This is a genomic window from Atlantibacter sp., from assembly GCF_032062175.1.
In the GTDB taxonomy this organism is placed as follows: Bacteria; Pseudomonadota; Gammaproteobacteria; order Enterobacterales; family Enterobacteriaceae; genus Atlantibacter.
In genome coordinates this window covers 43,754-56,171 of sequence record NZ_DAMBQK010000016.1, presented here as the reverse complement: position 1 = coordinate 56,171, position 12,418 = coordinate 43,754, and the positions used below count along the sequence as shown (strand labels likewise).

The following is a 12,418-nucleotide window of genomic DNA, read 5'->3' as shown; positions in this document are numbered from 1 at the left end:
CGGCATCCGGTTTTTTATTTCAGTTGTTGTTTTTCTTGTTGGAGCTTTTGCGCTAACGCTTTCAGTTCAGGCAGATATTTTTCATCCACCGGCGCGAACGGTTTACGGCACAGCGGCGAGGCCACCACGTCCATATAGTGCAGCACGGTTTTCAGGCCGCGGAACACGCCGGTTTTAATCAGCAGGTCGATGACGTCGTTACACTGGGTCTGCAAGCGCTGCGCCTGGGCGATGTCCCCTTCCTTCAGCGCGTTCACAATGCCCTGGTAGCGCCAGCCCATAATGTTATAGGTACTGCCGATACCGCCGTCAGCCCCCGCCAGCAGGCCAGATGCGAAAATTTCGTCATAGCCGTTGTAAAGCACCAAATCCGGATGCGCGCGGCGGATTTGCTCCATCTGGTACAAATCGCCGGAGGTCTGCTTCAGCGCGCCAACGCCAGGCAGCGTCACCAGCGTATTGATCTGATCCAGGCTGAGCTTCACGCCGCTGAGCGCCGGAATGTTATACACCACCATCGGCAATCCATTTGCAGAATCAATAATCGCGCGATAGTGATCGCAATGCTCCTCAAAACTGAACGGATAGTAAAACGGCGTGACCGCTGAGACGGCATCGAAGCCGTAACGGCTGGCGGCATCGGCCAGTTGCTGGCTTTCCCCGGTGCTGACGGTGCCGACGTGGGCAATCAGCGTAATTTTCCCTTTGGCTTCTTCAGCAACAATTTCAAGCACTTCTTCGCGCTCAGCGATGTTCTGGACAAAGGCTTCGCCGGTTGAACCGCCGACATACAGCCCGTCGATCCCCTGGTCAATATTGAACCGCACCAGACGGCGCAGGCTCTCGGTATCCAGTCTCTGGTGTTGATCAAACGGCGTAAGCAGTGCGGGCATTACCCCTTTTAATGTGGCGGACATAGCAACCTCATGAATGATGAATGTGACGTAACTATATACCTTTATACCTGTTATACCAGAACGAAAAAGCGCCACTTTCGGGGGAAAGATTCAGAATGGGATCTACTTCACTAAACGATCGTTACGTTTTCTTGCGGGATTTTTTGCTTTGCTCGAAGGCGTGACGTGCAGCGAAAACGCTGTTGAGATGGTCATGCAACGCCCGATCCGCCGCATCGGGATCGCGATTGCGGATCGCGTCGACGATAACGATATGCTGCTGATAGCTTACGTTATTATGCTGATAAAGCTCATCATCCGGCACCGTGGGGCGCGCGGCGATCAGCCAGTCAAGCAGGGCGACATGGATCGCCATAAAGATCGGGTTGCCGGGGATTTCCGCCAGTACCCGGTGGAATTCAACGTCTGAACGGATAAACGCGGCGTTGTCATCCAGCGACTGGCTGTTAAGCTCCAGCGCCTTCGCCAGCCGTTCGACTTGCCGATCGGTGGCGTGCCCGGCGGCATGGCGCACCAGGCTGGATTCAAAGAACAGGCGCAACTGCTCGAAATGACCGATGCCTTCGGGATGCGCCAGGAAATCTTTCGCCATGCCGGACAGTTCGCTGATGATGGTATCGGCGGAGGGCCGGGATACGCGGGCGCGCTCGCCGTTATTAATCTGCACCAGCCCTTTGCGCTTCAGCGCCGCCAGCGCTTCACGCACCGATGGGCGGCCAACGTTGAAAAAGGTCATTAATTCGCGTTCTGACGGGAGCTGCTCGCCTTCGGAAAACTCGCGGCGGCGGATCATCTGCTCCAGTTCTTCTTCCACCATTTCAGACAATTTCACGCGCGCCAGCGGGCGACGGCGCAATGCGCTGCCGATGGTATGGGAGGTGTCTTTTGGGGATTGATCGCCAGTATCTTTCATAAACGTCGTATTAATGAACAGTGACAGGGAGTTATGGATAAAAACGCATCATAGCACGGATTTAAAAGGGTGGCGAAAGCGCCAGCGCATCTCTGCGCAGGGATTGCCGCTATCACGATAAGCAGCGCAATTGTCATTATTCAGATAACAATAAATGAAGCGATAAACCGCGTTGTAAAGTTAGCTATCAATTATTGTTATTATTTTAATAACGCACGGATAAAATGCGTAAACCTCATTATTTATTTGCGGTTATTCGTATTAATCCGATGGGTTATTTCCACCTTAAAAAACTATCTTAGTTTCACACCTGAATTATCAGGATAATTATTTATAAGGTTGGATGATGAAAAAGTTAATTATGATGGCGGGTTGTATCGCATTTGTTGGTCTGGTCGCGGGCTGCTCCAGCGCGGCGCAGCGCCAGTCTGACTGCGAGGCTAAAGGCATTAGCCGTGATACCTGCTATTTAGCGGAACAGCAGCGCCAGTCAGCGATCCTGTCCGCATCAGAAAAACAGGCAATGGAAAATGCCCAGCAGGCCGTAAAATAATCCCTGCTATTATTAAGCCCGCCCGGTGAATAGCCGTGGCGGGTTTTATCGTGAATACCCCCCAAACTTTGCAGTGCATTTCCGGCACTACGGTTGAAGCATCGGTTATTAATACTATGTTATGCTTTAGCGGCTTATTAACATGACTGCCGGGAAACAAATGAGTTACGCAAAAAAAGGGATGCTGTACGTTCTGCTGGCCGCCATATTTTGGGGAAGTTCCGGCGTGGCCGCGCAGTACATTATGGAGCAAAGCCAGATATCCGCGCCGTTTCTGACCATGATCCGCCTGCTGTTTAGCGGTTTCATCCTGCTGACGCTCTCCTTTATGCAGGGTGATAAAATCTTCGCGATGTTCAAAGTCCGCCGCGACGCCATCAGCCTGATTATTTTCTCCCTGTTCGGCGCGCTGCTGGTCCAGTTCACATTTCTGGTCGCCATTGAGAAATCTAACGCCGCCACGGCCACGATCTTGCAGTTCCTGTCGCCGACCATCATTGTGATGTGGTTTGCCGCTATCCTGAAAAAACGCCCGTCGCGCTACGTGATGATGGCGGTGGTGACATCGCTTATCGGCACGTTTCTGCTGGTCACCCACGGCAACCCGACCTCGCTGTCAATATCCGGCGCCGCGCTGTTCTGGGGCATCGCCTCGGCGTTTGCCGCCGCGTTTTACACTACCTATCCGTCAAAGCTTATCGGCCAGTACGGCACGCTGCCGATCGTCGGCTGGAGTATGCTGATTGGCGGCGCGGCGCTGCTGCCGTTCTATTCCGGCCAGCACAACGGCGTGACCGTTAACAGCCACGTGCTGATGGCGTTTTTCTATCTGGTCGTCGTGGGTACTGCCCTCACCTTCAGCATTTACCTGAAAGGTGCGCAGATGATCGGCGGCCCGAAAGCCAGCATCTTGAGCTGCGCGGAACCGCTAAGTAGCGCGCTGCTGTCGCTGGCGCTGCTGGGGATTTCGTTTACGTTGCCAGACTGGCTGGGCACGCTGATGATTTTGTCATCCGTGGCGTTGATTTCACTGGATTCGCGCAGGAAGGTGCGCCCGGCGTAAAAAATTCAGCCCGCATTACGCGGGCTGGTTTTTGTGGAATTAAATTAAGGCCTTCTGAACAGCGCCATACTGCGCCCTTCCAGTTCAAAATCCTTCTCTTTGGTGATCACCAGACCCGGTTCTACCGACTCCGACGTGCTCAATTCCAGCACCCAGCCGCCTTCGCCAAACTGCGGGATGCGGAACGGTACGTTGCCTTCAAACGGGTTGAACAGCATCAGGATGTCATGCCAGATGCCCTCTTCGGTCTGGAAGTCGGTGCGGCCAATGTACACGCCCAGGGTTGAGCCTTCGTCCCACTGCTCCGGCTGCTGCGGGCCGCCGCCGGCGTTAAACCATTCGATCACCATGCCGTCGCGCCAGTTATCGCGGCGCAGCAGCGGCTGCTCGGCGCGCAGTTTGATGAGATGGCGCGTGAACTCGCGCAGCGCCTCACTGGATTCTGGCAGGTTGTCCCAGTGCACCCAGGAGATCTCGCTGTCCTGACAGTAGCCGTTGTTATTGCCCATCTGGCTACGGCCAAACTCGTCCCCCGCCAGCAGCATCGGCGTACCGTGGGAGAAGAACAGCGTGGCGAGGAAGTTGCGTTTCTGGCGCTCGCGCACCGCGTTGATGCCTTCGTCGTCGGTCGGGCCTTCCGCGCCGTAGTTGTAGGAGCGGTTATCGTTATGGCCGTCGTTGTTATCTTCGCCGTTGGCCTCGTTGTGCTTCTCGTTGTACGACACCAGGTCGTTCAGGGTGAAGCCGTCATGGGCGGTGATAAAGTTGACGCTGGCCCACGGGCGGCGGCCACGCTGATCGTAGAGATCGCCGGACCCCAGCAGGCGCGCGGCGAAATCAGTCGAGACATTGTCGCCCTTCCAGTATTCACGCACCGTGTCGCGGTATTTATCGTTCCACTCCGCCCAGCCTGGCGGGAAGCCGCCCACCTGATAGCCGCCGGGGCCGATATCCCAGGGCTCGCCAATCAGCTTCAGGCGGGACAATTTCGGGTCCTGCATGATGGCGTCGAAGAAACCGCCGCGCTGGTCAAAGCCTTCCGGCTCGCGCCCAAGAATGGTACCCAAATCGAAGCGGAAACCGTCGATATGCATCGAATCGGCCCAGTAACGCAGGGAATCCATCACCATCTGCAATACGCGCGGATGGGAGGTATTCACGGTGTTGCCGGTGCCGGTATCGTTGATGTAATAACGGTGCTGGCCGGGCATGGTGCGGTAATAGGAGAAGTTGTCGATGCCCTTGAATGACAGCGTCGGGCCCAGTTCGTTGCCCTCGGCGGTGTGGTTGTACACCACGTCGAGGATCACTTCGATACCTTCATCATGGAAAGCGCGCACCATATCACGGAAGCCCTGGATGCCGCGTGGCCCAAAGTAGCGCGAGGCAGGCGCGAAGAAGCCCAGCGAATTGTAGCCCCAGAAGTTTTTCAGCCCGCGATCCAACAGGTGCTGATCGTCCGGGAACCAGTGTACCGGCAGCAGTTCTACTGAAGTAATGCCGAGGCTTTTGATGTACTGAACGGTAGATTTATGGCTCATGCCGTCGTAGGTGCCGCGCATCTCTTCCGGCAGCGCGGAATTAAGCTGGGTAAACCCTTTGACGTGGGTTTCGTAGATCACGGTTTTCGGCCACGGAACGGTCGGGCGGTTCTGATCGTGCCAGTTAAATTCATTGGGATCGATAACCCGGCATTTCGGGGTAAATGGCGCGCTGTCGCGCTCGTCGAAGGTCAGATCTTTATCGTCGTGATACAGATCGTAGGCGAAATGGGCTTCGTTCCACTCAAGGTCGCCCACCAGATCCCGGGCGTAGGGGTCGATCAGCAGTTTATTAGGGTTAAAGCGGTGGCCATTCTCAGGGTCGAAAGGGCCGTGGACGCGAAAGCCGTACAGTGCGCCAGGCTTCAGGCCCGGCACGTAGCCATGCCACACCTCGTGGGTACATTCCGGCAGATCGCGCCGGGCAATTTCAACGTTGCCGGTGGGATCGTAGAGACACAGCTCGATACGTTCCGCATGGGCCGAGAAAATCGCGAAGTTCACGCCCTCGCCATCGTAGTTGGCGCCGAGTTGATGGCCGTGCCCCGCCAGGATTTCAAACGGTTTACCTTTAGACATGAATCCCTCTCTTGAAACCAGAAATTTCAGCAAATGCAGCGGTTAACGTTTTATCTGTCTGTGGAGTTAACCCGTTGCAACAACACGGATGAACAGGAATCGACTGAATTAAGGTCGATACGATCCGTCAGTAAGATCTCTTTTCCGCTAAGAATGTCGCGGTAGCGGCAGTGAGCCAGCTGTTCCGGCAACGGGATTTCCGTCTCCGTCCAGAGTTCCGTATGGGGCAATTCCAGGCCACCGTGCAGCGCGCCAAACACCAGGCGCGGGGCGATAATGATCAGCGCGTCGTCGTCCTGTATCCGGGCAAACGTGATGACGTTATCCGCCCGCTTGCCGGATGCCGCGAGCGGCAAATAGTCGCCACGTCGGAACAGCATCGGTTTTTGCTGGCGCAAATGCAGCACCCGGGCGATAACCCGCTGCTTCACCTGGCCGCTGAACCAGTTCTCTTCAGCGCTGAAGTTGGGCCGTTCATCCTCCAGCATCCGTTCGAGGGCCGCGAAATCCGGGTCACGGCGGTTATCCGGGTCAACCAGGCTAAAATTCAGCGCCTCGCTGCCCTGATAGATATCCGGTACGCCCGGCGCGGTCAGCTTAATCACCGTCTGGGTCAGGCTGTTGACCAGGCCCGCACGGATAAACGGCTGCAAACCGTCGCAAAAATCCTGCAAGAATGCCTGGTTCGCCGGGTCCAGCATATGGCGGGCGTAGTCGAGCACTGCGTTTTCGTAGGCTTCGTTGCTGTCGACCCAGTCGGTGCGCAGCTTGGCTTCGCGCAGCGCTTTTTCGACAAACGCCAGGAAACGTTCTTTCAGCGCGTTGATACCCGCTGCATCCTGCGGATGCAGCATGGCAGGCCACACGCCCGCCAGCGCCTGGTACAGCATCCAGGTATCCACGCCGCGCGGCGCGGTGCCGTCGTTCAGGAACACCACTTTGGTCTGGTTCATCTGCCGCCAGCGGGCAAAGCATTCGTCCCACAGTTGCGGCGCTTCGGTGAGCGTATACAGCCGGGCGCGGGCGTCTTCGCCGCGTTTGGTATCGTGGGTCGAGGTACTGGAAATCGCATCCGGCTGGCGCGCCAGCCGGGTTTTCATCTCTTTATGAAAGCGGTCGAGCGAAAACGCGCGCTGCACCGGCTCGGCCCCGACTTCGTTGAGCGCCAGGCCCATGTTCTGGCGGAAGAACAGCGTATCTTCTACCGATTTCGCCATCAGCGGGCCGGTTAGCTGCTGGAAGCGGGTGCGGAAGTGCCCGGCGGTCGCCGACGCGCCAGCGGACACCTCGCCATGAAGAATACGGGTCAGGAAATCGAGCGCCGCCGGATCGGGCGCAAACTCGCTGGTTTTCACCTTATCGACGATTTTCGCTAACAGTTCCTGCCCTTCGTCCGGCATCCCCTGGAGCGTGCCGTAGGTGCGATACACCGGGAAAGCAATCAGCAATTCGCGCAGCGCCGCCCGGAGGGTCGGTTCGTCCAGCGCCACGCTATCGGCTTCGGCAATGTTGACCGCCAGGTTAAGCAGCCGGGTGAACTCCCCTTCGAAGTTGCGATCCACCATCAGCAGTTTGGCGGCGCGCAGCTCGGCTTTAATATCTACCGGCTGGCCCGCCACGCTGTCATAGACGCTGCGCAGCGCGGCGATTTGCTCGTCGTCCACCAGCACTTCCGATAGTGACGAAATAAACTCATACCCGGTGGTGCCGGAAATCGGCCAGTCCTGAGGCAGATGCTCGCCTTTACCAAGGATTTTCTCCACGGTGATATAGCAGTCCGGCCCGGCCTGCTGGCGCAGTTTTTCCACATAGGCTTTGGGATCGGCCAGCCCGTCGACGTGGTCGATACGCAGCCCGTCCACCGCCCCGGAATGCACCAGTTCAAGGATCAGGCGGTGGGTGTCGTCAAACACCGCGTCGTCTTCCACCCGCATCCCCACCAGCCCGGTGACTTCAAAGAAGCGGCGGAATGACAGCTCGCGCGGCGCATCCCGCCAGGACATCAGGCGGTACGGCTGGCGCTCGTGCATTTCAGCAATAGCCGCTTTATCGGTCAGGTTCAGCACGTCCTGCTCGCGGCCCTGCCAGCTCTCCGGCGTCAGCGGATAGAGGTTCTCAAAATACGCCAGCGCGGGTTTGCCGGTTTGCGGATCGGCCTGGATGCGGATATCGCCGCTTTCCAGCACCGCTTCGAAAGTATCGCCGAGGAACGGTAGCGTCAGGCGGCGCGTCCAGTCGATATCGAAATGACGGGCATAGCGGCTGTTTTCGCCATGCTCGATCACATCACGCCACCAGGCGTTTTCCAGCGATGTCGCCATATGGTTCGGCACGATATCCAGGATCAGCCCCAGCCCGGCATCCTTCAGGGCTTTCGCCATGCGGTCGAACCCTTCGCGCCCGCCGATAGACGGGTCGATTTCATTGGCGTCGGTAACGTCATAGCCGTGGGTCGACCCCGAAGTCGCGGTAAATATCGGCGAGGCATATAAATGGCTGATACCCAGCCGCTTAAGATAAGGAACCCGCGCAGCGGCGCGGTCGAAGGTCATGCCGTTGCGAAACTGAATACGATATGTCGCGGTTGGGATCATCAGTTAGCCTCTCCCGAAGCAAGGCGGACAATAATGGAATTTTGCGGCAGGTCATTTGCCACGTTCGGCCAGGCGAAAATCGTCTCGCCAGGCAAATCAGGCAGCGGTTGCGTGTTTTCACCGATATTCAGCGCCACCGACAGCGTGCCCTGCTGGAACGGCCAGCACACGGCGACAAAGCCCGGCGCGGTTTTCACCACCTCGCCAGCCCCTTGCGCGGTTGCCAGCAGCGGCACGATATATTGCTGACGCAGTTGTAGCAGTTGCCGGGTCAGCGCCAGCCACTGTTTGCCCTGCTCGCTGCAACGGCGGTGCCAGTCCAGTTTCGAGCGGGTAAAGGTTTGCTCGGCGTTAGGATCGGGCACGTCTTCGCCATCGTGGCCGTGATGGCCCTTAAACTCTTTGGCGCGCCCTTCGCGCACCGCTTTGGCAAGCTCGCCGTGGAAATCGGTAAAGAACAGGAACGGGTTGGTTTCGCCATACTCTTCGCCCATAAACAGCAGCGGGATATGCGGCGACAGCAGCAGCGTGGCGAGCAGCACTTTGGTGCGATCCGCGCCCGCCAGTTCAATTAACCGGTCGCCATGAGCGCGGTTGCCGGTTTGGTCGTGGTTCTGGATAAAATCAACAAAGGCAATGGGCGGCTGGCCGGTGCTGTCCACGCCGCGCGTTTTACCCGCATGCCTGGAGTGCTCGCCCTGATACGCGAACCCTTCCGCCAGGGTGCGGGCGACGTGTTGTTCCGGCTGTTCGGCAAAGTCTTCGTAGTAGGCGTGGGTTTCGCCGGTGGCGAACACGTGAACGGCATTATGGAAATCGTCGTTCCATTCCGCAGTAAACAGCGGCGCAGCGCCCTTTTCATCACGCGGGTGCAAATCGATGATATTGCGGCTGTCTTCGGTGGTGAGATGGATCGGACGGTCGGTGATTTCCGCGCGAATGCGTTCGGCGATCTCGTTCAACACGTGTTTTTCCGGGACGTCATGGATATGGTCGATGGCGTCAAAGCGCAGGCCGTCGAGGTGATACTCCTTCAGCCAGTAGAGCGGCGCTTCGACGATATATCGGCGCACTGCGTCCACGTCATAGGCGATGCCAGGCCCCCAGGGGGTCATGCGTTCTTTATGGAAGAAATCCGGGGCCAGCAGCGGCAAATAGTTGCCTTCCGGGCCGAAGTGGTTGAGTACGATATCCAGCACCACCGACAGGCCGTAACCGTGGGCGGCATCGACAAACGCTTTGAAATCATCCGGCGTGCCGTAGGCGGAATGCGGCGCGTACAGCAGCACGCCATCGTAGCCCCAGCCGCGATTGCCGCCGAACTGCGAAACGGGCAGCACTTCAATCATGGTGATGCCGAGTTCGGCAAGATACGGCAGCTTTTCGATTGCCGCGCGGTAAGTGCCTTCCGGGGTAAACGTACCGAAGTGCATCTCGTACACCACGGTCTCTTCCCAGGGGCGCCCCTGCCAGCCGGTATTTTGCCAGGCGTACTGGTCAGGGTCGACAACCAGCGAAGGCCCGTTCACATCGGCTTTTTGCGCGCGGGAGGCCGGGTCAGGGACCGTCATCCCGTCGGCGAGCACAAACTGGTATTCTGCGCCGGGTGATACGCCGGTCGCCTCACGTTCAAACCAGCCGTCATCGGCGGCCATCATTGGCAGCTCTTCGCCGTTGAGTCTCAGCGTCATGCTGCCCTGCCCCGGTGCCCACAGGCGAAAGCGCACGGTGCTATCCGTTACAAACTCACTGCCCCAGCTTTTTACAAACGTTTTCGATCCCATATCAATGCCTCGTTTAACCCGAAAGTGAGCAATGCACGCCATCGCGCGTTGGTCGCCGAGGCGAGCTCCAGTAGCTTAAACGCGAAAATAGACCTGAATGCCACCACGGGCCGGTCGTCTCCAGGTTGTCCTGAAGAGGTCGGCACCGCAAAGAGAGGGGGATTGAAACGGTCTCCAGATACCGTGACACCAGGTTCCATACGAAAATCAATCATAGACTATGGGATGAAAAGTGAAGGGCGAGGGTCACAAAGCAGCGCAGGGGCGATGGCGCTGACATCGGCCGGGAAGTGAGAAAGATGAAAGAGTTAATCAACAGAATATATTTTGCTAAAAAAATGAAAGAGTTCCTTTCATGGCCTGCTTTTAGGTTCCGATCGGCAGGAAATGCGGCCATGACGCCGCATTTTGTTATTTACCGTTCCTGTGCCGCCAGCTCGCTGCGGCTCATGCAGTATGACGGGAAGGCTTACGGTTGCTGGAATAGATAAAGAACAGTGCGATACCCAGGCAAATCACCGCACCCAGGCGGCTGAAAGAGAATGGTATGGCGTCATTGCCCAGCCATCCGAAATGATCAATCAGCATACTCATCGCCAGTTGCCCGAAAATCACCGCCACCGTCGCAACCGCCGTGCCGATACGCTGCACGGCCACTACCATAATCACGATATAGGGCACACCGCACAGCGCGCCAAGCAACTGCCATTTCGGAACATCCAGTAAGCTTATTGCCTGCTTCGGTTCGAAGAAGAAAATCAGCAATGCGGTGATCAGCGCGCCCACCGAGAAGGTGAGAAACGCACTGCGGAAAACCCCGACTTTACTTCCCAACTGACCATTGATCGCCGCTTGTAAACTCAGCATCGCGCCGCCGATAAATGTCAGAATAATCATCATAATAACCATCGTGTTACCTCACCCTTTTGCCATTAATGCCAGCGCCGCGATAATAAATAACAGGGCGATGAGGCGTTTTGCGTCGATCTGCCGGCGGGCCGTGCCCAGTAGCGCGAAGTGATCGATGATCAGGCTTTTAAATACCTGCCCGGCAAGAATGCCAATCATGGTCATGGCAATGCCGATCGCCGGAGTAGCGACCGTCAGGATAATCACATAAACCGGGCCGAGGACGCCGCCCAGCAGTTGCCATGCCGGTTGGGCGAAAAATGAAGGGCTGCTACGCGGGCTAAAAAACAGCATCAGGAGAAAAGTCAGCGCCGCACCGACGCTAAAAATGCTGAAAGTCGCCCATAAGTCGCCCACTTCATTTCCCAACGGCCCGAGCAGCCCCGCTTCTATCGAGAGCCCCATCCCTCCCGCAATCACAAATAAAATCAGTAAAAAATGCATAGCAAACCGCCTTCTGGAATCAAGGCGGAGAAGCATATAGCGGTTGATGGATGAGAAAAACCGTATAATCAATCAAACACCTTTGCAGGATATGCATCAATGAATGAGCCAGGCTCCATTACCCTTCGCGCGCTGAAAATATTTATCGACGTCTACGAGGCACAGAATTTCTCAGTGGTTGCCAGGCGGGAAGGCATCTCCGCTTCGCAAGTGTCGCGAGTGATTCAGCAGTTAGAGGATGCTCTGGGTCAACAGCTTTTCTATCGCAATACCCGGGCGATTATCCCCACTGAAAACGCGCATCTGTTTATCGATCATGCCCGGATGACGCTTGGGCAGATTGAAGAGGCGCGGAGTAAAATGCGGGAGCGAACCCTGCAACCCTCCGGACAGGTGCGTATTAATGCGCCGGTGTTTTTCGGCCAGCGGCATATTGCACCCTGGCTGGCGGGGCTGTCTGAACGCTACCCGAAGTTGCTGATCGATCTGACGCAGACGGATGACTATATCGATCCGCATCGCGATGCCGCAGACGTGCTTTTCCGTATCGGACCGCTGACGGATTCTTCTTTTCAGGCGCGCGTTTTCGGTTTGCAGCACTATCATCTCGCCGCGTCACCCGCCTATCTCGCCCGCTACGGCGCACCGAAAATACCTGCCGATATTCACCAGCATCATTGCCTGGTGTATCGGGGGTCGTCCGGCCCGAATCGCTGGTTGCTTAAAGCGCCTGGTGGGGAATGGGTACACTACCCGATCTCGCCCCTGCTCACGTCGAACAACGCGGAAACATTACTGATCGCCGCACTCAATGGTATGGGCATGGTGCTGTTCCCGGACTGGCTTATTGGCGATCGGTTAAAGACGGGGGAACTGGTCAGGCTGCTGCCGGATGTGGAGGCGTCTATCAGGATCGAGCCGCTGCATATCGCGGCGATTTATCCCAACACGCGCCATCAGCCGCTCAACGTTCGGGCGGTTATTGATTATTTTGTTGAGGTGTTTGGCGAGCCGCTCTACTGGCAGGTTTAATGCGTCTGGCAACCCGTTGCTGCGGGTTAAGTTGCCAAAATGTTAATCAGATCACGATTTAGTTTGTTACACTGCGCAACTTTCACGAT

The 12,418-nt window shown here is 56.8% G+C and carries 10 protein-coding genes; 3 read left to right on the top strand and 7 right to left on the bottom strand.

Annotated elements, in window-relative coordinates; genetic code table 11:
- Positions 1–14: 14 nt before the first annotated feature.
- Positions 15–917, bottom strand: coding sequence for an N-acetylneuraminate lyase (gene nanA / locus RT120_RS14610; RefSeq protein WP_312983634.1), 903 nt, complete (start codon positions 915–917; stop codon positions 15–17).
- Positions 918–1,038: 121 nt separating this feature from the next.
- Positions 1,039–1,830, bottom strand: coding sequence for a transcriptional regulator NanR (gene nanR, locus RT120_RS14605; RefSeq protein ID WP_312983632.1), 792 nt, complete (start codon positions 1,828–1,830; stop codon positions 1,039–1,041).
- 346 nt (positions 1,831–2,176) lie between these two features.
- Here nanR and RT120_RS14600 point away from each other — a divergent pair, with 346 nt between their 5' ends.
- On the top strand, positions 2,177–2,383 hold the full coding sequence (locus RT120_RS14600) for a hypothetical protein (RefSeq protein ID WP_409515055.1): 207 nt from the start codon (positions 2,177–2,179) through the stop codon (positions 2,381–2,383).
- 160 nt (positions 2,384–2,543) lie between these two features.
- Positions 2,544–3,446: an EamA family transporter gene (locus tag RT120_RS14595; RefSeq protein ID WP_312983630.1), complete on the top strand. Its 903-nt coding sequence runs from the start codon at positions 2,544–2,546 to the stop codon at positions 3,444–3,446.
- A gap of 44 nt (positions 3,447–3,490) precedes the next feature.
- Here RT120_RS14595 and glgX read toward each other — a convergent pair whose 3' ends face one another.
- From glgX to RT120_RS14570, 5 genes are all read right to left on the bottom strand, one after another.
- On the bottom strand, positions 3,491–5,566 hold the full coding sequence (gene glgX, locus RT120_RS14590) for a glycogen debranching protein GlgX (RefSeq protein ID WP_312983628.1): 2,076 nt from the start codon (positions 5,564–5,566) through the stop codon (positions 3,491–3,493).
- 50 nt (positions 5,567–5,616) lie between these two features.
- Positions 5,617–8,160 carry a malto-oligosyltrehalose synthase gene (gene treY / locus RT120_RS14585; protein WP_312983627.1) on the bottom strand — a complete coding sequence of 848 codons (2,544 nt, stop codon included), beginning with the start codon at positions 8,158–8,160 and terminating at the stop codon, positions 5,617–5,619.
- Positions 8,160–9,944: a malto-oligosyltrehalose trehalohydrolase gene (gene treZ / locus RT120_RS14580; protein ID WP_312983625.1), complete on the bottom strand. Its 1,785-nt coding sequence runs from the start codon at positions 9,942–9,944 to the stop codon at positions 8,160–8,162. Before treZ ends, treY begins: the two co-directional genes overlap by 1 nt.
- A gap of 447 nt (positions 9,945–10,391) precedes the next feature.
- Positions 10,392–10,853: a DMT family transporter gene (locus RT120_RS14575; RefSeq protein WP_312983623.1), complete on the bottom strand. Its 462-nt coding sequence runs from the start codon at positions 10,851–10,853 to the stop codon at positions 10,392–10,394.
- Positions 10,854–10,862: 9 nt separating this feature from the next.
- Positions 10,863–11,297 (bottom strand): DMT family transporter, encoded by a 435-nt coding sequence (locus RT120_RS14570; RefSeq protein WP_312983621.1) that lies wholly within the window; start codon positions 11,295–11,297, stop codon positions 10,863–10,865.
- 99 nt (positions 11,298–11,396) lie between these two features.
- Here RT120_RS14570 and RT120_RS14565 point away from each other — a divergent pair, with 99 nt between their 5' ends.
- On the top strand, positions 11,397–12,329 hold the full coding sequence (locus RT120_RS14565; protein WP_312983619.1) for a LysR family transcriptional regulator: 933 nt from the start codon (positions 11,397–11,399) through the stop codon (positions 12,327–12,329).
- Positions 12,330–12,418 lie beyond the last annotated feature (89 nt).